The organism is Nocardioides sp. FY1077 (genome assembly GCF_058681775.1).
Window position 1 is genome coordinate 854,669 of record NZ_JBZWDB010000003.1, and the last position, 25,007, is coordinate 879,675.

Here is a 25,007-nt window from a genome sequence, read left to right on the forward strand (position 1 = left end):
GCAGGAGGCCCACGAACGACGTCCGGGGTCCTCCGTCGACCGCCCGGAGGACGGCCCGCCCACCCAGCACCCGACGAGCCGCCCGCGACACCGCGGCGGCTCACCCGCAGGAGTACCCATGACGCAGTCGACCGAGCAGGGCACGATCTGGCTCACCCAGCAGGCCTTCGACAAGCTGCAGGCCGAGCTCGACGACCTGAAGGGCCCCGTGCGCCACGACGTGATCGAGCGCATCGCCGCCGCCCGCGACGAGGGCGACCTCAAGGAGAACGGCGGCTACCACGCCGCCCGCGAGGAGCAGGGCCGCATCGAGGGCCGCATCCGCCAGCTCGAGGACATGCTGCGCCGTGCCGAGGTCGGCGAGACGCCGGCCGACACCGGCATCGTCGAGCCCGGCATGAAGGTCACCTACAAGTTCGTCGGCGACGACGACGACGAGGCCGAGACCTTCCTCCTCGGCGCGCGCGAGATGGAGGACGCCGACAGCGGCCTCACCGTCTACTCCCCGCAGTCGCCGCTGGGCTCGGCCATCACCGGCCACGCGAAGGGCGACACGGTCTCCTACGTCGCGCCCAACGGCAAGGAGCTCAAGGTCGTCATCGTCGACGCGGTGCCCTTCACCGGCTGACCCGGCCCCGGGTCGACCCCGCTCCTTCCGTCAGCCGTCAGTCGTCAGCGGACGACGTACCCGCGCTCGCGCAGGCGGGCCACGACGGCCGTGGACTGCTCGGGCCCGCGGGTCTCGAGCTGCAGCTGCACGGTGACCTCGTCCATGCCCAGCGACGGCAGCATCCGCTCGTGCACCACCTCGAGCACGTTGGCGCCCGTGGCGCCCACCTCGGTGAGCAGCTGCGCGAGGCCACCGGGGACGTCGGGGATGGTGACCTGCAGGTTGAGGTAGCGCCCGGCTGCCGCCATGCCGTGGCGGATGATCTTGCCGAGCAGCAGCGGGTCGACGTTGCCGCCCGACAGCACGGCCACCGCCGGGGTCTCGAACAGGTCCGGCTCGGCCATCATCGCGGCGACCGCGGCGGCCCCGGCCGGCTCGACGATCATCTTGGCCCGCTCGACGAGGGCGAGCAGCGCCCGCGCCATCAGGTCCTCGGTGACGGTGACGACCTCGTCGACGTGCTCGCGCACCGCCGCGAACGTGATGTCGCCCGGACGTCCCACCGCGATGCCGTCGGCCATCGTCTTCATCGACGTCAACGGCACCGGGCGCCCGCTGCGCAGCGAGCAGGGGTAGGCGGCGGCGTCCTTGGCCTGCACCCCCACCACCCGGACGTCGGGCCGCGCGGCCTTGACCGCGAGCGCGATGCCCGCGAGCAGCCCGCCGCCCCCCGTCGGCACCACCACGGTGCGCACCTCGGGCATCTGCTCGAGCACCTCGAGGCCGACCGTGCCCTGGCCGGCGACGACGTCGACGTGGTCGAAGGGGTGGATCATCACCGCACCGGTGCGCCGGCTGAAGTCCTGGGCGGCGACCAGCGCGTCCTCGAGGTAGCGGCCGGCGAAGACCACGTCGGCGCCGTAGGCCCGGGTGGCCCGCTCCTTGGGGATCGGGGCTCCCTCGGGCATGAACACGGTGGCGGCGATGCCGAGCTGCTGCGCGGCCAGCGCCACGCCCTGGGCGTGGTTGCCGGCCGAAGCCGCCACCACCCCGCGGGCGCGCTCCTCGGGGTCGAGACGGCTGATCCGCACGAACGCGCCGCGCGCCTTGAACGAACCGGTGCGCTGCAGGTTCTCGCACTTCAGGCCCACCCGGCCGCCGACGATCGCGGACAGCCAGCGCGACTCCTCCATGGGGGTGCGGATGGCCAGTCCGTCGATCACCTCCCGGGCGGCGACCACGTCGTCGAGGGTCACCGTCGCGACCGCGGGCACGTCGGGGGTGGGGTCGATCATCGGTCCTCGGGTTCCTCGGGGGGGTAGACGGGGTCGCCCAGCTCGTCGTAGTCCTCGGACAGGGCGTCCACCGGATCCTCCCCCACCCGGGTGCCGGCCGCGAGGTGCTGCACCACCGCGTTGACCGCGGCGGCCAGCGGCACCGCCACCAGGGCGCCCGCGATGCCGGCCACGAGCACGCCGGCGGCGATCGCGACGATGATGCCGAGGGGGTGGATCGACACCCAGCGGCCCATGAGGAACGGCTGCAGCACCTGGCCCTCCACCTGCTGCACCACCACGATCACCGCGAGCATCAGCAGCGCGGTGACCGGCCCCTGGTCGACCAGCGCGACCAGCACCGCGACGCTGCCGGCGAGGGTGGCCCCGATCAGGGGCACGAACGAGCCGAGGAAGACCAGGACACCGATCGCGAAGACGAACGGCACCCCCAGCACCGCGGCGCCCAGCGCGATGCCGAGCGCGTCGACCGCCGCCACCACCACCGTGGCCCGCACGAACTGCGTGAGCGAGATCCAGGCGACGCGGCCCGAGCCGTCGACGTGGCCGCGGGCGGCCCGCGGGGTCAGCCGCACGACCCACGACCAGATCCGCTCGCCGTCGGCGAGGAAGAAGTAGGTGGAGAACAGGACGATGAAGAACCCCGCGAACACGTGGGTCACCGCGGTGCCGACCTCGGTGAGGCGGCGGGTCAGCGCACCGCTGTCGGTCTGGTCGGTGATCGACTGCTGCGTCTGGTCGAGGTAGTCGTTGATCTGGGTGTCGCTGGCGTTCAGCGGCCCGTCCTTGAGCCACGTGCGGATCTCCTCGAGACCCTTCACGGTCTGCTCGGCCAGGTCGTTGGCGCCGTTGGCGACCTGCTGGGTGGCGAAGGTGAGCAGCGCCGTCACCGCCGCGATCGTGCCGACCACCACGACCAGCGAGGCCGGTCCTCGGGCCAGGCCGACCCGCTGCAGCAGCGAGACCAGCGGCATCACCAGGGCGCTGATCAGCAGCGCCACCGCCAGCGGCAGCACCACCACGGAGAAGAAGCCGACGGTCCAGACGATCACGGCACCGGCCGCGACGATCACCAGGAAGCGCCACCCCCACGCGGCAGCGAGGTCGACACCCCACGGCACCTGCGCGCGGGAGAAGTTGCTGCCGCCGGTGGCGACCGGCGGCGGCGACAGCCGCCGCTCCCGCTCGTCACGGATGGCGGTCCACTGCTGGGCCAGGCGCTGGGCGATGCCCTCCACCCGCTCGGCGTCGGCCCGGGCCCGCCGGGCCAGGCGGCGGCGCGACTCGGCGACCTCGGCCGTCTCCCCCGCCTGCGCGGTGTCGGTGCGAGGAGCGCCGCCCTGGGCGGCCCACCCGGGGGTCGCCGGGGTGGCCCCGGTCGCCCCGGTCGATGGTCGGCCCGAGGACCCCGCCGTGTCGTCGCCCTCGGTCACCGGCTCAGGCTAGCCGTCGGCGACCCGACCGGCTCCGCCGCCAGGGGTGGAGCGGGCCGGGCGGGTCGGGTCAGCCGAGGGCCCGCTCGAGGTCGGCCACCAGGTCGTCGGCGGTCTCGATCCCGACGCTGAGGCGCACCAGGTCGCCGGGCACCTCGAGGTCGGTGCCGGCCACGCTGGCGTGGGTCATCCGGCCGGGGTGCTCGATCAGCGACTCCACGCCGCCGAGGGACTCCCCGAGGGTGAACACGTCGGTGCGCTCGCAGACGGCCAGCGCCGCGGCCTCCCCGCCCGAGACGCGGAACGACACCATGCCGCCGTACCGCTTCATCTGGCGCGAGGCCACCTCGTGGCCGGGGTGGGACGGCAGGCCGGGATAGATCACCTGCTCGACGCGGGGGTGGTCGAGGAGGAAGTCGACCACGCGCTCGGCGTTGTCGCAGTGGCGCTCCATGCGCAGCGCGAGGGTGCGCAGGCCGCGCAGGGTCAGCCACGCGTCGAACGGCCCGGCCACCGCGCCCATCGCGTTCTGGTGGAACACCACCTGCTCGGCGACCTCGAGGTCGCGCACCACCAGCGCGCCGCCGACGACGTCGGAGTGCCCCCCGCAGTACTTGGTCGTGGAGTGCACCACGACGTCGGCGCCGAGGGTCAGCGGCTGCTGCAGGTAGGGCGAGGCGAAGGTGTTGTCGACCACCAGCAGCGCGCCGGCGTCGTGAGCCACTGCGGCGAGCGCCTCGATGTCGCCGACGTTGAGCAGCGGGTTGGTGGGGGTCTCGACCCACACCAGCCTGGTCTTCCCCGGGCGCACCGCCGCGCGCACGGCGTCCACGTCGGAGACCGGCGCCGGGCTGTGGGCCAGGCCCCAGACCTGCTCGACCTTGTCGAAGAGGCGGTAGGTGCCGCCGTAGGCGTCGTCGGGGATGACCACGTGGTCGCCGGGACGGCACAGCGCGCGCACCAGCGTGTCCTCCGCAGCCAGCCCGGAGGCGAAGGCGAAGCCCCGCTCGCCCTCCTCGAGCGACGCGAGGTTGCCCTCGAGGGCGGTGCGGGTGGGGTTGGCCGAGCGGGAGTACTCGTAGCCGCCGCGCAGCCCGCCGACGCCGTCCTGCTTGTAGGTGGAGGTGGCGTAGATCGGCGGGATCACCGCCCCGGTGGCCGCGTCGGGCTCGTAGCCGGCGTGGATGGCGCGGGTTTCGAAGCCCGCCTTGCTCGTGCCCTGCTGCTCGCTCACCCCGTGAGGCTAACGCCTCCGGGGCCTCGACCGAGGCGACCCGGGTGGTCGGGAACGTCTGCCCCACCACCGGTGTTGGAGACTGGTGCCAGCCGCAAGACCGAGGAGGTCACCCGTGTTCTTCACCCGCAAGCAGACCGACCTGATCGCTCCCGAGCAGACCCTGCCCGGTCGCAGCGAGAGCCCCTTCCGACTCGCCGAGCGCCACGTCGTCCTCGACACGCCCGTGCGCACCGACCAGGCCCCCGAGGGCCACGAGGTCGCCGTCTTCGGCCTCGGCTGCTTCTGGGGCGCCGAGGAGCTCTACTGGAAGACCCCCGGCGTGTGGTCGACCTCCGTCGGGTACGCCGGCGGCGACACCCCGAACCCCTCCTACGAGGAGGTCTGCTCGGGCCGCACCAACCACACCGAGGCCGTCCGCGTGGTCTTCGACCCCGCGGTCGTCTCCTACGCCGACCTGGTGAAGCGCTTCTTCGAGGTGCACGACCCGACGCAGGGCATGCGTCAGGGCAACGACGTCGGCACCCAGTACCGCTCGGCGATCTACTGGACCACCCCCGAGCAGGAGCAGGTCGCCCGCGACCTGACCAAGGTCTACGGCGACGAGCTGGCCCGCCGCGGCCTCGGCACGATCACCACCGAGATCCGCGAGGTGCCGACGTACTACTACGCCGAGGACCAGCACCAGCAGTACCTAGCAAAAAACGAAAATGGATATCGCTGCCACGCCAACACCGGCGTCAAGTTCCCCACGACCTAGGCGAAGGCATGGGCGACGACCTACTCAAAGACGTTCGGGCGTGGCTCGAGGGTGGTGGGTACGTCCTCGAGATGCAGGTGGCCCGCCAGGTCCGCGCTTTCACACCGCTCGTGTTCCAGGGCTACCCGTACTCCGACCCCATGACCGGGAAGGAGCGGGAGGGTGACGTGGCGGCGTTCTTCCCGCTAGCCGTGGACGAGGAACACCTGCACATCGCCCACGTCGTACTGGAGTGCAAGGACACAACCGCCCCCTGGGTCTGCTTCGCGCGGACGACAGCCGGAAACGGGCCCTACACGCCTTGGGACTGCTTCGACGACGAGTGTCTGGGCTGTCTGTCCATCGAGAGCGGGCTCGAGGCGCTCGAGCAGACCATGACCTCGGCCTACTCGGTGACACAGAAGCGGTCAGGAAAGGGCGAGAACAAGGACCTTGCCTACGAGGGCGTGCAGCAGGCCGTGAGCGCCGCTCTCGCCACGGTGGCGAACCGGCCCGACGACTACACCGAGACCACCGCACCCGAGGGCGTCAGGCGAGCCTCCGGCGCCACTATCCCCGTCGTTGTGACGACCTCACCCCTAGTGCTCGCCATGCTTGACGACGCCGGCGAGCTCGTGGTGGAGGAGGTAGAGCGCGTCGCCGTCTCGGTCCCTCGCCTCGGTTTGCCCAACGATGCCGACTCCGTGGTCGTGATCGTGGTGCGTCACGGCGCTCTTGACGACCTGCTGGACGAGATCGCGGGACTCGGGGTCCCGTGAGTCCAGCGGCAGCCCATCGTGTAGGGAAACTCGGAGCGACCAGTCGGTCTTCTTGAGAGACGTGGTCTGCACCTTCCGGCGCGCTGAAATCCGCGAAGACCGTTTACGCTCGGCAGACCACACGCATGTAACCGCTGGAGGAGAGCAGCGCCAACATGGATACGGCCCACCCCGCCGAGGGCGACCCCGAAGAGCGCTTGTTCCTCGCCGTCGCCGCGCGCGCGAGCTTCGCCCTCGAACGTCCCCACGAGTTCCGCACCCAGGTCGAGCCAGCCGACGATCCCGACGCGTCGCCCGGATCGCCGAGCTCACCCGTGAGCAGAACGGGCGCCTTGCCGACGTGATCCGCGGGCCCGGCTTTGATCTTCGGGGCGCTCTTCGCGGAACGCCGCGCCCTGCTTCTGTGCCCACCCTGTGATTTAGCGGTGGCCTCGTGTTCATCAGCGCAGCGCGGTCGCCAGCTATCGCTCGATCGCGTCGATGACACGGCTCAACGTGTCTCGAACAGCCAGCACATCATCGTGGGTGCGACCGAGTCCGGTGAATGTAAGTTCGACGGCAAAGGAGCCCAGTCCGCGTTTGCTCCTCCTTACGACGTTTGGCTGTGAATCGATCACCAAGTTGACTCGCCGCAGCAGGAGGGCCTGCGCCCGATCCGTCGACTGACCCTCAATCTCGAGAGAGTCCAGCCAGAGCACAACCTCTAGGTTGCTGAGCGCGACACCTCCCAGGCTCCCGCCAGCTGCCAGGTGGAACTCCATTTGAGTCCGACCACTAAGGCTGCAAATGCTTTGCCCTTGGGCCACGTCAACGGCCCCAAAGCCGCTGAGGCCAAACGCGATTTCTCTGACGAAGGTGTCCGCATCCAGGACGGCGTCCGTATCGACAGATCGGATCGCCACCTCCGCGCGAGCAAGGCCTGGAATAAGGTCGGCGAACTCCGCCGGACGCCCATCTGGGTCATCACTCACACATGCGCAGTACCAGGAGACCACTTCTTGTGCCGCGTCGGCCGAGATCCACGAACTGATCCTTTCACGGAGGACTCCAACGTTCGAGTCGAGTGAGAACGGGGTCGGATTTGAGCCCGTGAAGGCAAAGAATGCCAACTGCCCAAAGGCATAGATATCGACGGCCTTCGCTCGCGCTGCATTGGAATGGGGTTTGGCCAACTGTTCAGGCGCCGCGTAATAGAGATTCCCGAACGACTTTTGTGTTACCGATGTAGCCGTTGAGAACCAGGCTAGGTCAAAGTCAGTTAGATGAGGTAACCACCGATCATTTTCTGCGTCGTAAGAGAGCAAGATGTTTTCAGGTTTAATGTCGCGGTGCACAACCCCTCGGCCGTGCGCGTGCTGAATGGTTTCACCTGCGAGCATAAGCAGTCGCAAAAGATCGCCAGGGTCTGATACCAGTTCCGCGACCTGACGAAAGTTCGGCCCATCGATGAAGTCCATGTAGAACCCAATGGGCGCGGTGGTGTATTCGTAAACGCTCACAACTCGCGGATGATCCAGTTTCGCCATCGCTCGATACCCTCGAGAGAAGAGGTCCAGCTTGTCCGATTCACTAAAGTCAGCTGGATGGAACAGCTTTAAGGCGACCTTGTTCCCGCCTTCGTCATCTACCCTCCATACTGTGCCGAATCCCCCAGATCCCAACTTCTGCTTGAGGACACCTCTAGCGACGATCGTTTGCTGATCGACGCTTCCGAGTTGTGAGATTCTGCTCTGGACCTGCGCCACGGCATTCTTGAATTCAACCGAGTTCTTCAACTCCGGCTTGGAACGCAACTGCGTTTCGAACCAACGGGCGATGGTCGTCATCTGCTGTGCCGCCTCGCGATGGCCGGACTCGCGCCAGCGGTGCTGGGCAGATGCAACTAGGCGGCCATACTCGGCCAGTAGTTGATTCCCTTCGCCTACTACTTGAGTTTGGACTGCGTCGGTAAGGGGTGCGCCGAACCGCGGCGGGAAGCCCGTCCCGATCACGACCCTCCCGCCAACGTCGCCGCGCAGGATGGTTCGCTGTTCGAGGACTTCTGCTTCCACTCTCGGCGCTACGTACTCGTATAACGAACCAATGGTGACATTCCCGCTAAAATCAACGGCCCCCGAGGTGAGGCCCTCAAGTAGGAAGCGAGTAAATATCCCGTGGCCCATAAATTCCCGCTCGCGCGCCAACTCGTTGGCGCGGCAGGCGGCAAGAATGACTCTCGAGTCAGTGACTGCAGATAGGCCGAATTCCACATCCGCACCGTTCATAAATCCCGTACTCCACGGAAATGCCGCACCGGCGTGACAACAATCCAAGATCGAGATGACCTGCTTCGACGCACGAGATATTGTTTCTAAGTATTGAGCGAGGACAGACAGTTCAATGCCTTCGTTATCTTGAGTGGAATCTGAGCAGACCAAGTATCCACCGAAGTTCGTCACGGCACCATGGCCAGAAAAATAGAAGAGAAATTGATCGGGACCATACTCCGCCGCCTCGCGAAGCGCGGCAATCACCTGACTCCGCGTCGCGTCGGCGTCCAGAATGGTAACAACGTCAAAAGCGTACTCGGGCATCTGCAGTACATTAGAGATCGCCTCAGCATCCGCTGCGCAATACTGGAGGGGCCTCTCGGAATAGGCATCGATACCGACAACCACAGCGAACTTCTTCATTTTGCTCCTAATGGTCGGCAGTTAGTGATGGTTGCAGTCTAGAGACCGACCCGCCCGGGGCGTTCGGAATCTAGGTGCTCCTCGGCGCGTGGTTGGCGTTACTTGTCTCCCGCTTATCCGCCGCGAGCTCGAGCGCCGCGGCGACCACCTCGAACTCCGCGACGGCGGCGGTGAGGTCCTCGACGATCTCGCGGGCGATCACCTCGGGGGCCGGGAGGTTGTCCGTGTCCTCAAGGGACTCGTCGCGCAGCCAGATGATGTCGAGGTTGGTCTTGTCGCGGGCGACGAGCTCGTCGTAGGCGAACGCCTTGAACCGCTCCGACTCCTCGCGCTCCGACCGCAGCCTCCCAACAGCGTACGACGTCACGAAGTCGTCGAGGTGGGCCCGTCGCAGGGGGTTCTGCTTGAGCGTGAAGTGCTTGTTGGTGCGCAGGTCGTAAACCCAGAGCTTCTCGGTCCACGGCCGGCCGTCGGCTGATGCGGGCTTGCGGTCGAAGAAGAGCACGTTGGCCTTGACGCCCTGGGCGTAGAAGGTGCCAGTCGGGAGCCGCAGCATCGTGTGCAGGTCGAACTCTTTCAGCAGCCGCTTGCGCAGCACCTCGCCGGCGCCGCCCTCGAAGAGCACGTTGTCGGGCAGCACCACGGCTGCCCGCCCGTGTGTGTCGGGGATCGTCGCGATGTGCTGCACGAAGTTGAGCGGCATCCCCACATCGGGCCGCTCACGCCGCCGTGCGCCGAGCAGGGCCGCCTCACGACCCAGCCTGCACTGGACGCTCGAGGCCATCAAGGACGGCGTCGCCCTCGTCCGGGACCCCCACCAGGACATCCTCGCCACCAACAGCCTCGGCCGTGCCTTCTACTCGCCGGTGATCGGCGACGGCGGGCGGCTGCCGAACCTGGCGAGGTTCCAGTTCCTCGACCCCGCATCCCGAGACTTCTACCCCGACTGGGACCTGTTCGCCGAGATGTGCGTGGGCATCATGCGCACCGATGCCGGCCGTGACCCCCACGATCGCGGGCTCCAGGACCTGGTCGGTGAGCTGTCCACCCACAGCGAGACCTTCCGCCGGCTCTGGGCCGACCACAACGTCCGCAGCCACGGCACGGGCACCAAGCGTTTCCGCCACCCCGTGGTCGGCGAGCTCACGCTTGCCTACGAGGAGCTGGCCGTCACCGCCGGACCCGGGCTGGTGCTCTTCATCTACACCGCTGAACCCGGCTCCCCGTCCGCCGAACGACTTCACCTGCTCGCGTCCTGGGCAGCACCAGCGCGAGCTGCGACGGACAGCTGACGCTCAGCCACCACGTCGAGAGGTGCCAGCACTACCTGGCGAGGAGCCCCTGCGGCTACCACTGCCACCCCAGCACCGGCGCAGCGTTCCCGGCCACCGCCTGACGATCACCCGGGGGCCTGCTGGAGCCCCTCGAGGCGCTGCACCAGGGAGTGGCACAGGTCCGCGGTCGCCACCGCGTCGAGGTCGTGGGTGACGGCTCCCTCGATGGCGAAGGTCACGACCGCGGCCTCGGCGTCGCGTCGAGGCCCCGAGAGCCCGAGGGTCAGCTGCGCCTCGAAGAGGTCCTCGACCTTCTGGTGGAAGTCGGAGTGCCACTCCGCGATCCGCGGCGACCGTGCCACGCGGGCGTGCACCGTGGCGACCAGGTGTCGCACGGGCCTCAAGTGGTCGACGAGCCACACGAGCTGCGTCGTCAGGGGTTGCCCGACGACCTTGCCATGCTGCTGCAGGAGCAGGTCCAGGTACAGGTCGGCGACGGCGACGAACAGCTCGTCCTTGTCACCGAAGTACCAGTACAGGGTGTTCGGCGTCAGGCCCGCAGCAGCGGCGATTTTGCCCATCGAGGCCCCGTCGTAGCCCGCGGAGAGGAACAACGAGCTGGCGGCGGCGAGGATCTCGTCGCGCTTGGCCTGCTTGGTCTGGTCGTGGCGGTTGCGTGGCACACCTCATCTTGACACCCATTCAAGAGCGGTGCCAACATCTCTTGCACGTCAATCAAGAGGAGGCCGCCGTGAGTGACCGTCGAGCACTGTTCTTCCCCTCCGGTGAGGACCTGTGCCACGCCTGGCTGTACCTGCCCGAGAACGCGACGGAAGCCACGCCGGCCCCTGTGCTCGTGATGGGTCACGGCCTGGGGGCCATCAAGGAGATGCGTCTGGCCGCGTTCGCCGAGCAGTTCCGAGCCGAGGGGTACGCCTGCCTGGTCTTCGACTACCGCCACTTCGGTGAGAGCAGCGGCGAGCCGAGGGAGCTCCTGAGCATTCGCCGTCAGCGCGAGGACTGGCGGTCAGCGGTGGCGTTCGTGCGCACCCTGCCCGAGGTGGACCCGCAATCCGTCGTGGCCTGGGGCACGTCGTTCGGTGGCGGCCACGCCATCGTCACGGCCGCCGACGACCCCTCCATCGCGGCGTCGATCGCGCAGTGCCCCTTCACCGACGGCTTCGCCTCGCTGAGACGGATTCCGCTGAGAGCGGCTGCTCGCCTGACCGGCGCAGCGATCCACGACCTTCTCGCTGCCGCGGCCGGACGCGGACCCGTCCGGGTGCCGGTCGCCGCCCGCCCGGGCGACGTCGGCTTGATGAGCGCCGACGACGTGTCCGCAGGGGTTCTCGAGCTGCTCGAGGCGTCTGGCCTCACCGAGGCCGAGTACAGGTCTCGGGTCCCGGCCCGCATCGGCCTGGCAGTGCCCCTCGCCAGACCTGGGCGCCGAGCCAGGGACCTCACCAAGCCCGCGCTGTTCTGCGTCTGCGACCGCGACGCCGTCGCACCCGCACCGGCCACCCTGCGGCACGCCGCCAAGGCACCCAAGGGAGAGGTCCGCCGCTACGACGCCGGACACTTCGACATCTACACCGGCGGCGACTTCGAGCGCGTCATCGCTGACCAGATCACGTTCCTGCGGACGCACGTCCCGTTGCGCCGCGCAGCATGACCGGTTCCACCAGTCCCCGTTGGCCGTCGCAGGTCTGCTCGGCCGAGGACCACCAGCAGCACCTGGCGGAGAACCTACGGCGACCGCTGCCCCGCCAGCAGCGGCGCGGCGTTCCCCGCCGCCGTCTGACCTGCACGGACGGCGCCCCGGCTCTCGTCGTCGAGGGCGGGGAGCTGCTGTGGGCGATGCCCCGAGCACGTGGCCAGGGCCTCTCGGGCCGGCCGCGACGACGGCTGCCGCCGGCCACCCTCGAGCCTAGAAGGGCGAGGCGGAACCGCTCTCCATCGTGGCGGGGTGGTGCTTGGCCCTGCTGAGGTGCCCGGCGTGCGCGGCACGGGACGCCCGGGCGCCCGCCCGCTCGCTGGCAGAGACCCCGAGCCCGGTGTCGTTGCCGCCGGCGGCGAGCGACCGCTTCAGGCGCCGCGAGCGGACCAGGTCGACGACGACGTAGACCGCGACAGCAACGGCGAGAACGACGACGACAGCGGTGAAGGCGTTCACGGGTGCTCCTGGGGCTCGGGTGCCTCATCAGACCATGCGGCGCGTCGAGCCGCCAGGGCTGCGGACCTCGACGCGATGCGCTCGACGCCGTGGCCCCCCGTCACTGCCCGAGGCCGCTCGGACCACTCACCCCTCGGGGCTCTCGCCCTCGGCGGGGTCGGCGAGCCGCAGCGTGCGGAACGTGGTCCGGATCTCCGCCGTGAGGAGCTCGGGCTGCTCGAGTGCGGCGAAGTGACCGCCGCGGTCGAGCTGTCGGTAGTGCAGGACGTTCGGGTAGCGCCGCTCGATCCACCGCCGTGAGGCCTGGACCGCCTCGCCGGGGAAGATGCTGAAGCCGGCCGGCGTGGGGTTCGGGACCGGGGGCTGCTGCGTCTCGCGGGCGGCTTCCCAGTACAGCCGCGCCGAGGAGGCGCCGGCGTTGGGGAGCCAGTAGAGCATCACGTCGTCGAGGACGTCGTCACGGTCGACCTCGGTGCCCGAGACGTCCTGGAAGAGCGTCGAGATCCATGCGGCGAGCCCGACCGGCGAGTCGGCCAGGGAGTAGCCGATGGTCTGGGGTCGCGTCGCCATCTCGCCGGCGTAGCCGGCCAGGGCGGTCTGGTAGTGCTGTGCCCGGGCCATCATCTGCTGCTCCTCGGGCGTCGCGTCAGCCGCCTCCTCCGGCGTCGGGAAGACCATGGGCAGGTTGACGTGCATCCCGGCGAACCCGGCGGGCGCCTGCCGGCTGATGGCCTCGACGACGGCGGACCCCCAGTCACCGCCCTGGGCGACCCACCGCTCGTAGCCCAGCCGCCCCATCAGCTCGATCCAGGCTGCTGCGATGCGCTGCGGGCCCCAGCCGACCGAGGTCGGCTGGCCGGAGAAGCCGAAGCCGGGCATCGACGGGATCACCACGTCGAAGGCGTCCTCGGCGCGCCCGCCGTGCGCCACCGGATCGGTGAGGGGCCCGACGAGGTGGGCGAACTCCAGGACCGACCCCGGCCACCCGTGGCACAGCAGCAGGGGCATCGCCCCGGCCTCGGCCGAGCGGACGTGCAGGAAGTGCACGTCGATGCCGTCGAGGGAGGTCTGGAACGACCCGGTGTCGTTGATGAACCGCTCGCAGCGCCGCCAGTCGTAGCCGTCGGCCCAGTAGGCGCACAGGTCGCGCAGGTGCTCCAGTGCCGGGCCCTGGTCCTGCGCGGTCTCGGGGCTGGGCCACCGGGTGTCCTGCAGGCGCCGGGCGAGGTCGTCCAGCTCGTCCGCGGGGACGTGGATCGGGTAGCGCACGACGTCGGGCGACGTGGGTGAGGGGAGCATGCCTCGACCCTAGGCAGAAATGGAAGCATCGTTCAACTTGAGAGCGCGTCTTCCGGTTGCTAGGTTGCCCCGGTGACCGAACGCCCCCTGCGCCGCGACGCCGAGCGCAACCGCCGCCACCTCCTCGAGAGCGCCCACGAGCTGATGGCGCGCGACGGGCTCGGGGTGACCTACGAGCAGATCGCCCGGGCGGCCGGCATGGGCATGGGCACCGTCTACCGGCGCTTCCCCGACCGCGACGACCTGCTCGACGCCCTCTTCGCCGCACACGTCGACACCGTCGTCGCGCTGGCCGAGGACGCGTGCGCCCAGTCCGACGCCTCGGCGGCGCTCACCTGGTTCATGACCCGCCAGTTCGAGCTCGAGGCCGAGAACCGCGGCCTCGGCGAGCTGCTGCGCGGTGGCGGCCAGGCGGCGCACCTCGTCGAACGCGCCCGGACCCGGATCACGCCCCTGGTCTCCGCGCTCGTCGAGCGGTCCCAGCGCGAGGGCCGGCTGCCCGCGACCACCACCGCCAAGGACTTCGCCCTGATCCACCTCATGGTCGGCGCGGTCATGGACGCCACGCGCGGCAGCGACGACGACCTGTGGCGCCGCGCCCTCACCACCGCCCTCGCCGGCGTGCGCACCGCCGAGCACCGCGAGCCGCTCCCCGACGAGCACACCATCGACCACCTGTACGTCACACCCCCGACCGAGGAGCACTTGTGATCGCTCTCCCCCCTGACCTGGTCGAGCTGGCGCGCGGCCGGGCCCTCTGCTTCGTGACCACGCTGATGCCCGACGGCTCGCCCCAGCTGACCGAGACCTGGGTCGACACCGACGGCCACCACCTCGTCGTCAACACCGTCACCACCCACCAGAAGGCGCGCAACATCGCCCGCGACCCGCGCGTCGCCGTCGCCGTCGCCGACCCCGACGCGCCGGCCCGCTACTGGTCCGTGCGGGGCCGGGTCACCGCCACCACCACCGACGGCGCCGACACCCACATCGACACGCTGTCCCGCCGCTACCTCGGCCGGCCCTACCCCGGCTTCGGCGGTTCCGGACAGCGCCTCGTCGTCACCATCAGCCCCGAGTCGATCCACTCCCCCCGGGGCTGAGCTGCGCGAGCATCAACGGCACCAGGGTGTGGACCTCGGCGTCCAGGTCCGCCAGCACCCGGGCGGCTGCGGTCGGGTCGGCGGCCTGGTGGGCCAGCAGGGCCTGCTGGAACACCCCGTCGAGCACGCCGTACGCCGCCGCCGGAGTGAGGACGACGGGCCTGCCGGCGAGCTCGGAGTACCGGGTGACGACCCGCCAGATCATGTCCTGGAGCGTCGCGTCGATGAGGGTGACCGCGTCGCGCAGCCCGTCCTCGAACATGCTCTGGGTGCGCAGGTCGTACCAGAGGCGGTGCATGGGGGCCTCGTCGCACAGGGTCTCGACGAGCGTGGCGGCGAACGCGTGGAGCAGGCCGTCGGGGGTGGTGGAGTCGTCGACGACGGCGTCGTAGCGGGTCACGCACCGGGCCTTGTAGTAGCGCACGCAGTAGACGATCAGCTCGAGCTTGTCGCGGAAGTAGTAGTGGACGACGCCATGGCTGAACTCGGAGTTGTTGGCGATCTCGCGAAGGCTCGCCCTGGCGTAGCCGAGCTCGCCGAGGGTCTGCAGGGCCGACTCCGCGAGCTGGTTGCGGCGGGCGTCGTGCTTGTCGGCGGGAGCGCGCCGCTCCTCCCTGGTGTCGGGCATGCCGTCATGGTGACACAGGCCGGGAGATCTCTGGACAGGCGACAAGGAAAGTCTTGACAGTCGTCCAGACACGGGGGCTACGTTGTGACCCAGTCCACATCGACCACCCCCAGGAGCCCTCCATGACCGTGCACGACCTGACCGGACGCACCGCCCTGGTGACGGGCGGAGCCCAAGGCCTCGGCGAGGGGATGGCGCAGGCGCTGGCCGCCGCCGGAGCCACCGTCGTGATCGCCGACCTGCAGGACGAGCTGGCCGGCACGGTCGCCGGGGCGCTCGGCGAGGCCCACTCCGCCGTCCACCTCGACGTCACCGACGAGGCCTCGTGGGAGGCCGCGGTCGGTGCCGCTGTCGAGCGCACCGGCCGCCTCGACGTGCTGGTCAACAACGCCGGCGTCGAGATCAGCAGCCTGATGGCCGACGTCGAGCCCGCCGACATCCGCGCCATGCTCGACGTCAACGTCCTCGGCACCGCGCTCGGCATCAAGCACGGCCTGCGCACCATGCGCCCCGGCGGCGCGGCCGGCAACGGTGGCAGCATCGTCAACATCTCCTCGGTCGCCGCGACCATCGCCTTCCCGGGCATCCCGATCTACTCCGCCACCAAGTCGGCCGTCGACCGGCTGACCCGGGTGGCGGCCATGGAGGCCGGCAAGCTCGGCTACGGCGTCCGCGTCAACTGCGTCTACCCCGGGCTCGTCCCCACGGCCATGGGCACCGGCCTCGCGGTCGACATGGCCGCGCTCGGCCTGTTCGAGTCGCCCGACGCCGCCGTCGGCGCGGTGATCGAGCAGACCCCGCTCGGCCGGCTCGGAGCGGTGGACGACATGGCCGACGCCGTGGTCTTCCTGGCCTCCGACGCCGCCCGCTTCGTCACCGGCACCGGCCTGTCGGTCGACGGCGGAATGGGGATGTGAGCATGCCGACCTCCACCAAGCCCGTCGTCGTCTACGGCGCCTCCGGGTACACAGGCCGCCTCATCTGCGAGTACCTGCGCGAGTACGGCGTCCCCTTCACCGCCGCCGGCCGCGACGCCGGCAGGCTCACGGCGTCCATGGAGACGAGCGTCGCCGGCATCGAGACCGCCGACTACGAGGTCGTCGAGGTCGGCCACGACGTCGACGCGCTCACCGAGCTGTTCACCGGTGCGCAGGTCGTGCTCAACACGGTCGGGCCGTTCAGCAAGTGGGGGCCGGAGGTGGTCGAGGCGTGCCTGGCCGTCGGCGCCCACTACACCGACACCACCGGCGAGCAGGACTGGTTGATCACCTGCGACGAGCAGTACGGCGCGCGCTTCGCCGCCGCCGGGCTCCTCCTCGCGCCCGGGGTCGCGCAGATGTACACCACCGGTGAGATCGCCGCCGAGGTCGCCCTCGAGAAGCCCGGCCTCGACACCCTCGACATCGCGGTGTTCTGGGGCGGCAGCCCGACGATCGCCTCGACGCAGACGATCCTCTTCAACGCAGCCCTGTCCGGGGCGCACTACCTCGAGCAGAACGCCTACGTCCCGTTCGACCCCGAGGGCGGTCACACCCAGCTGGTGATCCCGGGCCAGCACGAGCTCGGCCTGGCGCTGCCGTGGGGTGGCACGTCCCACCCGGTCTGGTACCGCCGCGACCCCCGGGTCGCCAACGTGAAGGCGCTGGGCGGCGTCTTCAACCGCGCGCTGATGCTCGGCGTGCCGCAGATCGTGGCGGCCGCTGTCGAGGCCACGAAGGACATGGGCCCCGACGAGAAGTACGCCGCGCTCGCGGCCACCGCCGCCCAGGTCATGAACACCATGCCGCCACGCGAGAACCCCCGCCTGAACAAGTCGCTTGACTCGGTGCACGCCTCGGGACCGCTCGGCCGCGCTCACTGCGTGATCCACGGCAACCAGAACTACAAGCAGACGGGCCTGCTCCAGGCGTACGCCGCCTACTCCCTGCTGCAGCAACCGCCGCGGCGGGTCGGCTTCGCCTCGGGGTGCCAGGCGTTCGGCCACCGCGAGCTGCTCGGCGTCATGCGCGCGTTCGGCCTGGTCTCCGAGCCCGTCCTCACGGTCGAGGGCTGACCCGGTGCGGCTCGTCGACTACCTCGACAAGGGCTGGTCGACCGGGCCGGACGCACCCTGCCTCACCACCGACGGCGTCTCGAGCTCCTACGCCGAGGTGCGGGAGCTGAGCTCCCGCATCTCGGCGGCCCTCGTCGCCCGGGGGGTCGCGCCGGGCGACCGGGTCGCCGTGCTCTCCGCCAACGACCCGGTGGCGTTCACCACCGTCCTCGGCATCAGCCGCGCCGGTGCGGTGTGGTGCCCGGTCAACCCTCGCAACGAGGCGGCCGAGAACCGTGACCTGCTCGCGCTCCTCGGCTGCACCACCCTGGTCTTCCAGGCGGCGTTCGCCCCCCTGGTCGACGCGATCCGCCGCGACCTCCCCGCGCTGACGACCCTGGTGTGCCTCGACGGTGCCGTCGACTTCGCCCTGGGGTGGGTGGAGTTCCTCGCCGGCGGCGCGCCCGGGCCGGACCCGGTCCCTGTCGACGACGTGGCGATGGTGGTCGGCACCGGCGGCACCACGGGGCGGCCGAAGGGGGTCGTCCTCACCCGGCGCAACCTCGAGACGATGAGCGCCATCACGTTGATGAGCTACCCGTGGGAGGGGCGGCCCGTCTACCTCGCGCTCGCGCCGCTGACGCACGCCGCCGGCGTGCTCTGCTTCCCCGTGCTGGCTCGAGGTGGCGAGATCGTGGTGATGCGCACCCCCGACGTGGGCGGCTTCCTCGACCACGTCGAGCGCCACCGCGTCACCCACACGTTCCTGCCGCCGACGCTGATCTACATGGTGCTCGCCCACGACCGGCTCGCGAGCACCGACCTCACCTCGTTGCAGTGCCTCTGGTACGGCGCCGCACCGATGTCCGCGGTCCGGTTGGCGGAGGCGCTCACCCGCATCGGGCCGGTGATGGCGCAGCTCTTCGGCCAGACCGAGGCGCCGATGATGATCTCGACGCTCTCCCCCCGCGAGCACTTCCGCGCCGACGGGAGCATCGCCCTCGAACGGCTGTCGTCAGCGGGGCGACCGGCTCCGCTGGTGACGGTCTCCGTCATGGCCGAGGACGGGAGCCTGCTGCCGACCGGCGAGCGGGGCGAGATCGTCGTCCGCTCGTCGCTGGTGATGGCGGGCTACCTGGACGACCCCGCCGCGACCGCGGAGGCCTCGGCGCACGGCTGGCACCACACCGGCGACATCGGCTACCTCGACACCGACGGCTACCTGTTCATCGTCGACCGGGCGAAGGACATGGTCATCACCGGCGGGTTCAACGTCTACTCGACCGAGGTCGAGCAGGCCGTGATGGCCCACCCCGACGTGCAGGACTGCGCCGTCGTGGGGCTGCCCGACGACACGTGGGGCGAGCGGGTCGTCGCGGTCGTGCAGGCACGGGGCGGGGCCGTCATCGACCCGGAGGAGCTGACGGCCTTCGTCAAGGCGCGCATCGGCAGCGTCAAGTCCCCCAAGCAGGTCGAGGTCTGGGAGGACCTGCCGCGGTCCAAGGTCGGCAAGGTCCTCAAGACCGACATCAAGGCTCGACTGCGAGCCTGAGGGGCCGCTCCCTCGCGGCAGCGACGGCTGGGACCCACCACCACTGCTCCCCCGGACCGACGAGGGCGTCCGTGCAGGACCGACGGCCCCGTCAGCTCAGCTGGGTCGGCTCCACGTAGCGCTTGGGTTCCTCGCCGGCGTCCGGCGACTCGTCCGTGGTGACGCCCTCGGGCCGCCCCCTCGCGGGCTCGTCGGGGACCGAGGGCTCCAGTCGCACCAGGATCGACTTGTACGCCGGCTGGTTGCTGCCGATCGCCTTGGCGTCCAGCGAGACCAGCGCATTGGTCTCGGGGTAGTACGCCGCGGCGCAGCCCCGGGGTGTGTCGTAGGAGACGATGCGGAACCGGCTCACCCGGCGGGTCGAGCCGTCTTCCCACTCGCTGACGATGTCGACGTGCTGGCCGTCGCGAAGCCCCTGGGCCTCGATGTCGCGCGGGTTCACGAGCACCACCTGCCGACCGTCCTTGATCCCGCGGTAGCGGTCGTCGAGGCCGTAGATCACGGTGTTGAACTGGTCGTGGGAGCGCATCGTCTGCAGCAGCAGCCGGCCCTCGGGCACGTGCAGGACCTCGGTCGGGCTGACCGTGAAGACGGCGCGGTCGTGGTCGGTCTGGAAGGTGCGGGTGTCACGCGGTGGGTGCGGGAGGACGAACCCGCCCGGTTGGTCGATCTTCTCCTCGTAGCCGGCGCAGCCGGGCACCACGCGGCCGATCCGCCGGCGGATCTGGCCGTAGTCGCGACGGAAGTCCTCCCACGAGATGTCGTGGCGGTCGCCCAGGGTGGCCAGCGCCATCGTGCAGACGATGTCGACCTCGGAGCGGAGCTGGTCCGACGCCGGCTCCAGCGGGCCCTGCGAGGCGTGGACCGCGCAGACCGAGTCCTCGACGGTGACGCGCTGCGGGCGTCCACCGGTCAGGTCCTTCTCGCTGCGGCCCAGCGGCGGCAGGATCAGGGCCTCGCCGCCGTGCACGACGTGGGACCGGTTCGGTTTGGTCGAGACCTGCACGGTGAGGTCTGCCTTCCGCAAGGCGTCCTCCGTCACCGTCGTGTCCGACATGGCCGCCACGAAGTTGCCGCCCAGCCCGAAGAACACCTTCGCCCGCCCGTCGCGGAACGCCTTCACCGCGGCCACGGAGTCGTAGCCGTGCTCGCGGGGCGGCTCGAAGCCGAACTCGTCGCGCAGCGCGTCGAGGAAGTAGACGGGTGGTCGCTCCCAGATCCCCATGGTGCGGTCGCCCTGCACGTTGGAGTGGCCGCGCACGGGGAACAGCCCGGCGCCGGGCTTGCCGATGTTGCCCTGGAGGAACGCGAGGTTGGAGATCTCCTTGACGTTCGCGACCCCGTTCTGGTGCTGGACGACCCCCATCGCCCAGCAGTAGACCGTCTTGCGCGAGGCCGCGACCATCCGGGCTGCGTCCTCGATCTGGGCGCGTGACAACCCTGTCGAGGCGAGCACGACGTCCCAGTCGAGGGCGCGCAGATGCTGGGCGTAGTCCTCGAACCCGTAGGTGTGCTGCTCGATGAAGTCGTGGTCCAGGGCACCCCACTCGAGCAGCAGCGACGCGATGGCCTGGAACAGGGCCAGGTCGCCGTTGATGCGCACCGGCAGGTGGAGGTCGGCCATCGCGGTCCCGTGACCGATCATGCCCTTGGCGTGCTGGGGGTTCTTGAACCGGACCAGGCCCGCCTCCTTGAGCGGGTTGATGTCGATGATCTTGGCGCCGTTGCTCTTGGCGATCTCGAGCGCGCTGAGCATCCGGGGGTGGTTGGTGCCCGGGTTCTGTCCAGCGATGACGATCAGCTCGGCCCCGTGCACGTCGTCGAGGGTGACCGAGGCCTTCCCGATGCCGATCACCTCCGCGAGCCCGACGGAGGTCGACTCGTGGCACATGTTGGAGCAGTCGGGCAGGTTGTTGGTGCCGAAGGCACGCACGAAGAGCTGGAACACGAACGCCGCCTCGTTGGAGACCTTGCCCGAGGTGTAGAACACGGCCTCGTCCGGCGAGTCGAGGCCGTTGAGGTGCTTCGCGATGAGCGCGAACGCGTCGTCCCAGGAGATGGGCTCGTAGTGCGTGCCGCCGGCGCGCAGCACCATCGGCTCGGTGATGCGACCCTGCTGCCCCAGCCAGTAGTCGGTGCGGCCGTGGAGCTCCTCGATCGGGTGCGCGGCGAAGAACTCGCGGCCCGCCTGGCGCTGGACCACCTCGTCGGTGACCGCCTTGACACCGTTCTCGCAGAACTCCGCGGTGTGTCGGTGCTCGGGCGCGGGATCCGGCCACGCGCAACCCTGGCAGTCGAACCCGTCCGCCTGGTTGAGCTTGAGGAGCGTCTGCGCCGTGCGGCGCACCCCCATGCCCTCGACAGCGCGCTTCATGCTGACCGCCACCGCGGTCGGGCCCGCTGCGTGGTCCTTGGGTGGGCTCACCGACAGCTCGGACTCGTCGATGTCGTGCTGCGGTCCCGTACGGCTCATGAACACACCTCTCGTCGCCGCTCGGTACCCACCGGGCCACCCCCCACGCGCCCGCGACCACCGGAACCCCCTCACCCGGTGCGACCTGCGGCGAGACAGCGGACAACCCGGTGTTCGTGGACGGTGTTCACGGACGCTGTTGTCGGGTACCCCGCAGGCCGACGACCCAGGAGGTCACCATGAGCGCTCGAGAGCCGAGACAGATGGCAGAGGCAGCAGTCTCGGCCGGAACGAAGAAGGCGGGTCGCACCTGGGACCGTGTCCTCCTCAGCTCGTTCCTGGCCGGCGCCTACATCGCCTTCGGCGGTCTGGTCGCCATCACGACCTCCTCCGGTCTCGACCCCGAAATCTGGGGAACGCTGCCGACCCTGGTCACCGGAGCGGCGTTCACCCTGGGCCTGGTCCTCGTCCTGATCGCAGGATCGGACCTGGCCACCGGCAACATGATGCTGGTTCCGCTCAGCGCCATGCACGGCAAGATCGAGGTGGGCGCCGCCGCCCGCAGCCTGCTGCTGGTGCTCCTGGGCAACCTGGTGGGCGCCGTGTTCGTCGCCTTCTTCCTCGCTGTCCAGACCGGGGTGATCGGCGGTCCCGACGCAGACGAGGGAACCACTGCGGCCATGACCTACGACCGGCTCGCGTCGATCGCCCGGGACAAGGCCACAGGTCACACCGCGTGGGAGACGTTCCTCCGCGGGGTCGGCTGCAACTGGCTCGTCTGCCTCGCCGTGTGGATGTCGCTGGCCGCGACCTCGGTCTCGGGCAAGATCCTCGCCATCTTCTTCCCGGTCATGGCGTTCGTGGCGATGGGTTTCGACCACGTGGTCGCCAACATGTTCTTCCTCCCCGCGGCGATGTTCCACGGCGTCCCGGGCATCGGCTGGGACGACGTGGTCCGGAACTGGCTCCTCGCTGGTGCTGGCAACCTCGTGGGCGCCGTGGTCTTCGTGGCGACCTCCTACTGGTACCTGTTCCTCAAGGACCAACCCGAGGACTCCCCGTCGCCGTCGGACGCTGACGCCCCGGGCCGGTGATCACCGCGGCTCCGGACACGGGTCCGCTCCTGGCCGGTTGACGGGATGGCGGCCGCCCGCTGCGCGCGGGTCGTCTCCGAGCGCCCCGGGCGCCCGGGCCCGGCACGGCTCAGGTGCGTGCGCGGCGGGCGAGGTGGCGGGCGGTGACGCCGGTGCCCGCCGCGGTGACGTCGTGCGGCGTGCCGGTGGCGACCACCCGACCGCCGGCGTCGCCCCCGCCGGGACCCAGGTCGACCAGCCAGTCGGCGGAGCCGACCACGTCGAGGTCGTGCTCGACCAGGACGACGGTGTTGCCGGTGTCCACCAGCCGGTGCAGCTGGCGCATCAGCACCGCGGTGTCGGCGGCGTGCAGCCCCGTTGTGGGCTCGTCGAGGAGGTAGAGCCCGTGGCCGCGGGGCGCCCGCTGCAGCTCGGTGGCGAGCTTGACCCGCTGCGCCTCTCCCCCGCTCAGCTCCATCGCCGACTGCCCGAGGTGCAGGTAGCCGAGGCCGACCTCCTGGAGCGCGCGCAGCCGGCGCTCGGCCGGCGGCAGGTCCGCCAGCAGCACCGCGGCCTCGTCCACCGACATCGCCAGGACCTCGGCGATCGTGCGGCCCCGGAACCGCACCTCGAGGGTCTCCGCGTTGTACCGCGCGCCGCGGCAGACCGGGCACGGCGCGGTGGTGCCGGGCAGGAACATCAGCTCCACGGTCTGCACGCCCTCGCCCAGGCACGCCTCGCAGCGGCCCCCGGCGACGTTCGGGGAGAACCGCCCGGCGTCGTACCCGCGGGCCACGGCCTCCGGGGTCGAGGCGAAGACCCGTCGCACGTGGTCGAGCAGACCGACGTACGTCGCCACCGAGGAGCGGGGCGTGCGGCCGATGGGTCGCTGGTCGACGACGACGAGGCGGTCGACCACCTCGAGACCGGTCGCGCCCGCGACCTGGTGGTCACCCAGCGGCGTCCCCTCCTCGTCCGGGTCGGCCGCACCGGCCGGTGCGGGCGGGTGGCCGAGGCGGCGCTGCACCACCCCGGCGAGGACCTGCGTGACCAGCGTCGACTTGCCCGACCCCGACACCCCGGTGACCGCGGTCAGCACCCCGGTGGGGACGTCGACGTCGACGTCGACGAGGTTGTGCCGGGTCACGCCGGTCAGCTGCAGCCACCCGGTCGGCGACCGCAGCGGCCGCTGCTCGCGGGGCGCCCGCCCGAACACGTGGGCACTGGTCGGTGACTCCGCGACGTCCGCGAGGCCGGCGGTCGGTCCGCTGTAGAGCACCCGGCCACCGGCCTCCCCCGCTCCGGGCCCGATGTCGACCACCCAGTCGGCCCGGCGGATGACGTCGAGGTCGTGCTCCACGACCAGCACCGAGTTGCCGCCCGAGCGGAGCTGCTCCAGCACCGCGAGCAGGGGCTCGGCGTCGGCGGGGTGCAGGCCCGCGGAGGGCTCGTCGAGCACGTAGGCGACACCGAAGAGACCGGCACGGAGCTGGGTGGCGATGCGCAGGCGCTGGGCCTCACCCGCCGACAGCGTGGTGGAGCTGCGGCCGAGGGCGGGGTAGCCGAGGCCCAGGTCGACCAGCACCTCGATGCGCTCCACCAGGTCGGAGCTCAGCCGCGACGCCGCGTCGTCCTGGTCGTCGGTGACGCCCGGGCGCAGCAGCTCCACCAGGTCCCGGAGGGGCATGGCGTTCAGCTCGGCGATGGACCTCCCGGCGACGGTGACCAGGAGCGCCTCCGCCCGCAGTCCGCTGCCGCCGCACGTCACGCACGCGGTGGCGCGCACGAAGCGCGCCAGCTTGTCGCGGTTGGCCTGGCTGCCCGTCCCCGAGAGGGCGCGCTGCACGTGGCTGCGGGCGCTGCGGAAGACGCCCATGTAGTCGCGGCCCCCGCCGCCGTCCTTGTCGCGGGGCTCGATCAGCACCGCGGGCTGCTCCTCGGTGAACAGCAGCCACTCGCGGTCGCGGGGGGCGAGCTCCCGCCAGGGCGCGTCGACGTCGATCCCCAGCTTGGCGACGATGCGGCGCAGGTTGTGGCCCTGCCACGCGCCGGGCCACGCCGCGATCGCGCCCTCCCGGATGCTCAGCGAGGGGTCGGGCACCAGGAGGTCCTCGGCCACGTCGTGCGACACGCCCAGCCCGTGGCACACCGGGCACGCGCCGGCCACCGTGTTGGGCGAGAAGGCCTCCGCCGGGAGCCGCTCGGCCCCGTCGGGGAACACCCCCGCGCGGGAGAACAGCATGCGCAGCAGGTTGGACAGCGTCGTGAGGGTGCCCACCGTCGACCGGGTGCTCGCCGCGCCGCGCCGCTGCCGCAGCGCCACCGCGGGCGGGAGCCCGCTGATCTCCCGCACGTGCGGCGTCTCCACCTGTTGCAGCAGGCGTCGCGCGTAGGGAGCCACCGACTCGAAGTAGCGCCGCTGCGCCTCGGCGTAGATCGTGCCGAACGCCAGCGACGACTTCCCCGACCCCGACACCCCGGTGAAGACGACGACGGCGTCGCGCGGCAGGTCGACGTCCACGCTGCGCAGGTTGTGCTCGGAGGCCCCGCGCACGCGCACGAAGTGGTCGTCCTCGACGCTCGTCATGGCTGGGTCCGTCCTCTCGACCTGCACTGGAGGTGCTGGAACGGCCTGCGGCCACCGCCCAGGACCGGCGACGGGAATCCTCGCAGCCCCGCCCGTCGGCCTCCGCGCGGG

At 70.5% G+C, this 25,007-nt stretch carries 23 protein-coding genes; 12 read left to right on the forward strand and 11 right to left on the reverse strand.

The window, feature by feature from the left end; translation table 11 throughout:
* Nucleotides 1–118: 118 nt before the first annotated feature.
* Nucleotides 119–628, forward strand: a complete 510-nt coding sequence (gene greA, locus AC4OR8_RS13625; protein ID WP_492166101.1) for a transcription elongation factor GreA — start codon at nucleotides 119–121, stop codon at nucleotides 626–628.
* Nucleotides 629–672: 44 nt separating this feature from the next.
* On the opposite strand, the gene ilvA is transcribed toward greA, so the two are convergent.
* The 3 genes from ilvA to AC4OR8_RS13640 form a co-directional block, all read right to left on the reverse strand.
* Nucleotides 673–1,905, reverse strand: a complete 1,233-nt coding sequence (ilvA, locus tag AC4OR8_RS13630; protein WP_492166102.1) for a threonine ammonia-lyase — start codon at nucleotides 1,903–1,905, stop codon at nucleotides 673–675.
* Nucleotides 1,902–3,338 (reverse strand): AI-2E family transporter, encoded by a 1,437-nt coding sequence (locus AC4OR8_RS13635; RefSeq protein WP_492166103.1) that lies wholly within the window; start codon nucleotides 3,336–3,338, stop codon nucleotides 1,902–1,904. The genes ilvA and AC4OR8_RS13635 overlap by 4 nt, the downstream gene beginning before the upstream one ends.
* Nucleotides 3,339–3,408: 70 nt before the next feature.
* Entirely contained in the window at nucleotides 3,409–4,572 is a 1,164-nt protein-coding gene (locus AC4OR8_RS13640) for a cystathionine gamma-synthase (RefSeq protein ID WP_492166104.1), read from the reverse strand.
* A 115-nt stretch (nucleotides 4,573–4,687) separates the two neighbouring features.
* On the opposite strand from AC4OR8_RS13640, the gene msrA reads away from it, so the two are divergent.
* The 3 genes from msrA (at nucleotide 4,688) to AC4OR8_RS13655 (ending at nucleotide 6,434) form a co-directional block, all read left to right on the forward strand.
* Nucleotides 4,688–5,332 (forward strand): peptide-methionine (S)-S-oxide reductase MsrA, encoded by a 645-nt coding sequence (msrA, locus tag AC4OR8_RS13645; RefSeq protein WP_492166105.1) that lies wholly within the window; start codon nucleotides 4,688–4,690, stop codon nucleotides 5,330–5,332.
* 8 nt (nucleotides 5,333–5,340) lie between these two features.
* Nucleotides 5,341–6,090, forward strand: coding sequence for a hypothetical protein (locus AC4OR8_RS13650; protein ID WP_492166106.1), 750 nt, complete (start codon nucleotides 5,341–5,343; stop codon nucleotides 6,088–6,090).
* 155 nt (nucleotides 6,091–6,245) lie between these two features.
* Nucleotides 6,246–6,434: a hypothetical protein gene (locus AC4OR8_RS13655; protein WP_492166107.1), complete on the forward strand. Its 189-nt coding sequence runs from the start codon at nucleotides 6,246–6,248 to the stop codon at nucleotides 6,432–6,434.
* Between the two features lie 117 nt (nucleotides 6,435–6,551).
* Here the strand turns inward: AC4OR8_RS13655 and AC4OR8_RS13660 are convergent, their stop codons facing one another.
* Both AC4OR8_RS13660 and AC4OR8_RS13665 read right to left on the reverse strand, forming a co-directional pair.
* Complete coding sequence (locus AC4OR8_RS13660; protein ID WP_492166108.1) at nucleotides 6,552–8,762, reverse strand: protein kinase domain-containing protein; 2,211 nt, start codon at nucleotides 8,760–8,762, stop codon at nucleotides 6,552–6,554.
* A 70-nt stretch (nucleotides 8,763–8,832) separates the two neighbouring features.
* The gene (locus AC4OR8_RS13665) at nucleotides 8,833–9,465 is read right to left on the reverse strand and encodes an HsdM family class I SAM-dependent methyltransferase (protein ID WP_492166109.1); all 633 of its coding nucleotides are present in this window, start codon (nucleotides 9,463–9,465) and stop codon (nucleotides 8,833–8,835) included.
* On the opposite strand from AC4OR8_RS13665, the gene AC4OR8_RS13670 reads away from it, so the two are divergent.
* Complete coding sequence (locus AC4OR8_RS13670) at nucleotides 9,455–10,054, forward strand: MmyB family transcriptional regulator (RefSeq protein WP_492166110.1); 600 nt, start codon at nucleotides 9,455–9,457, stop codon at nucleotides 10,052–10,054. The genes AC4OR8_RS13665 and AC4OR8_RS13670 overlap by 11 nt on opposite strands.
* 107 nt (nucleotides 10,055–10,161) lie before the next feature.
* Here AC4OR8_RS13670 and AC4OR8_RS13675 read toward each other — a convergent pair whose 3' ends face one another.
* Nucleotides 10,162–10,719, reverse strand: coding sequence for a TetR/AcrR family transcriptional regulator (locus AC4OR8_RS13675; protein WP_492166111.1), 558 nt, complete (start codon nucleotides 10,717–10,719; stop codon nucleotides 10,162–10,164).
* Between AC4OR8_RS13675 and AC4OR8_RS13680 the strand changes: the two genes are divergently transcribed.
* Nucleotides 10,713–11,708, forward strand: coding sequence for an alpha/beta hydrolase (locus AC4OR8_RS13680; RefSeq protein ID WP_492166112.1), 996 nt, complete (start codon nucleotides 10,713–10,715; stop codon nucleotides 11,706–11,708). The two genes, AC4OR8_RS13675 and AC4OR8_RS13680, sit on opposite strands and share 7 nt — an antisense overlap.
* Nucleotides 11,709–11,963: 255 nt before the next feature.
* Here AC4OR8_RS13680 and AC4OR8_RS13685 read toward each other — a convergent pair whose 3' ends face one another.
* Entirely contained in the window at nucleotides 11,964–12,209 is a 246-nt protein-coding gene (locus tag AC4OR8_RS13685; protein WP_492166113.1) for a hypothetical protein, read from the reverse strand.
* Nucleotides 12,210–12,335: 126 nt separating this feature from the next.
* Entirely contained in the window at nucleotides 12,336–13,508 is a 1,173-nt protein-coding gene (locus tag AC4OR8_RS13690) for an epoxide hydrolase family protein (protein ID WP_492166114.1), read from the reverse strand.
* A 72-nt stretch (nucleotides 13,509–13,580) separates the two neighbouring features.
* Between AC4OR8_RS13690 and AC4OR8_RS13695 the strand changes: the two genes are divergently transcribed.
* Complete coding sequence (locus tag AC4OR8_RS13695) at nucleotides 13,581–14,219, forward strand: TetR/AcrR family transcriptional regulator (RefSeq protein WP_492166115.1); 639 nt, start codon at nucleotides 13,581–13,583, stop codon at nucleotides 14,217–14,219.
* Nucleotides 14,216–14,611: a PPOX class F420-dependent oxidoreductase gene (locus AC4OR8_RS13700; protein WP_492166116.1), complete on the forward strand. Its 396-nt coding sequence runs from the start codon at nucleotides 14,216–14,218 to the stop codon at nucleotides 14,609–14,611. The genes AC4OR8_RS13695 and AC4OR8_RS13700 overlap by 4 nt, the downstream gene beginning before the upstream one ends.
* On the opposite strand, the gene AC4OR8_RS13705 is transcribed toward AC4OR8_RS13700, so the two are convergent.
* A complete protein-coding gene (locus AC4OR8_RS13705; RefSeq protein WP_492166117.1) occupies nucleotides 14,577–15,239 on the reverse strand; it encodes a TetR/AcrR family transcriptional regulator in 663 nt (220 codons plus the stop codon). The two genes, AC4OR8_RS13700 and AC4OR8_RS13705, sit on opposite strands and share 35 nt — an antisense overlap.
* 122 nt (nucleotides 15,240–15,361) lie before the next feature.
* Here AC4OR8_RS13705 and AC4OR8_RS13710 point away from each other — a divergent pair, with 122 nt between their 5' ends.
* From AC4OR8_RS13710 to AC4OR8_RS13720, 3 genes are read left to right on the forward strand one after another with little or no spacing between them, the layout of a single operon-like run.
* Nucleotides 15,362–16,156 carry an SDR family NAD(P)-dependent oxidoreductase gene (locus AC4OR8_RS13710; protein ID WP_492166118.1) on the forward strand — a complete coding sequence of 265 codons (795 nt, stop codon included), beginning with the start codon at nucleotides 15,362–15,364 and terminating at the stop codon, nucleotides 16,154–16,156.
* Between the two features lie 2 nt (nucleotides 16,157–16,158).
* Complete coding sequence (locus AC4OR8_RS13715; protein WP_492166119.1) at nucleotides 16,159–17,292, forward strand: DUF5938 domain-containing protein; 1,134 nt, start codon at nucleotides 16,159–16,161, stop codon at nucleotides 17,290–17,292.
* A gap of 4 nt (nucleotides 17,293–17,296) precedes the next feature.
* Nucleotides 17,297–18,823, forward strand: coding sequence for an acyl-CoA synthetase (locus AC4OR8_RS13720; RefSeq protein ID WP_492166120.1), 1,527 nt, complete (start codon nucleotides 17,297–17,299; stop codon nucleotides 18,821–18,823).
* Between the two features lie 91 nt (nucleotides 18,824–18,914).
* Here the strand turns inward: AC4OR8_RS13720 and AC4OR8_RS13725 are convergent, their stop codons facing one another.
* Entirely contained in the window at nucleotides 18,915–21,296 is a 2,382-nt protein-coding gene (locus AC4OR8_RS13725; RefSeq protein ID WP_492166121.1) for an FdhF/YdeP family oxidoreductase, read from the reverse strand.
* A gap of 203 nt (nucleotides 21,297–21,499) precedes the next feature.
* Here AC4OR8_RS13725 and AC4OR8_RS13730 point away from each other — a divergent pair, with 203 nt between their 5' ends.
* Nucleotides 21,500–22,330: a formate/nitrite transporter family protein gene (locus AC4OR8_RS13730; protein WP_492166122.1), complete on the forward strand. Its 831-nt coding sequence runs from the start codon at nucleotides 21,500–21,502 to the stop codon at nucleotides 22,328–22,330.
* A 109-nt stretch (nucleotides 22,331–22,439) separates the two neighbouring features.
* Here the strand turns inward: AC4OR8_RS13730 and AC4OR8_RS13735 are convergent, their stop codons facing one another.
* Nucleotides 22,440–24,896, reverse strand: a complete 2,457-nt coding sequence (locus AC4OR8_RS13735; protein ID WP_492166123.1) for an excinuclease ABC subunit UvrA — start codon at nucleotides 24,894–24,896, stop codon at nucleotides 22,440–22,442.
* Nucleotides 24,897–25,007 lie beyond the last annotated feature (111 nt).

Excerpts from the sequence above, each read along its gene's own strand:
- AC4OR8_RS13725 (WP_492166121.1), bottom strand. The coding sequence starts at position 21,296 with ATGAGCCGTACGGGACCGCAGCACGACATCGACGAGTCCGAGCTGTCG.
- AC4OR8_RS13655 (WP_492166107.1), top strand. The coding sequence starts at position 6,246 with ATGGATACGGCCCACCCCGCCGAGGGCGACCCCGAAGAGCGCTTGTTC.
- AC4OR8_RS13665 (WP_492166109.1), bottom strand. The coding sequence starts at position 9,465 with ATGCCGCTCAACTTCGTGCAGCACATCGCGACGATCCCCGACACACAC.
- AC4OR8_RS13730 (WP_492166122.1), top strand. The coding sequence starts at position 21,500 with ATGGCAGAGGCAGCAGTCTCGGCCGGAACGAAGAAGGCGGGTCGCACC.
- AC4OR8_RS13705 (WP_492166117.1), bottom strand. The coding sequence starts at position 15,239 with ATGCCCGACACCAGGGAGGAGCGGCGCGCTCCCGCCGACAAGCACGAC.
- AC4OR8_RS13735 (WP_492166123.1), bottom strand. The coding sequence starts at position 24,896 with ATGACGAGCGTCGAGGACGACCACTTCGTGCGCGTGCGCGGGGCCTCC.
- ilvA (WP_492166102.1), bottom strand. The coding sequence starts at position 1,905 with ATGATCGACCCCACCCCCGACGTGCCCGCGGTCGCGACGGTGACCCTC.
- AC4OR8_RS13710 (WP_492166118.1), top strand. The coding sequence starts at position 15,362 with ATGACCGTGCACGACCTGACCGGACGCACCGCCCTGGTGACGGGCGGA.
- AC4OR8_RS13715 (WP_492166119.1), top strand. The coding sequence starts at position 16,159 with ATGCCGACCTCCACCAAGCCCGTCGTCGTCTACGGCGCCTCCGGGTAC.
- AC4OR8_RS13650 (WP_492166106.1), top strand. The coding sequence starts at position 5,341 with ATGGGCGACGACCTACTCAAAGACGTTCGGGCGTGGCTCGAGGGTGGT.
- AC4OR8_RS13690 (WP_492166114.1), bottom strand. The coding sequence starts at position 13,508 with ATGCTCCCCTCACCCACGTCGCCCGACGTCGTGCGCTACCCGATCCAC.
- greA (WP_492166101.1), top strand. The coding sequence starts at position 119 with ATGACGCAGTCGACCGAGCAGGGCACGATCTGGCTCACCCAGCAGGCC.
- AC4OR8_RS13660 (WP_492166108.1), bottom strand. The coding sequence starts at position 8,762 with ATGAAGAAGTTCGCTGTGGTTGTCGGTATCGATGCCTATTCCGAGAGG.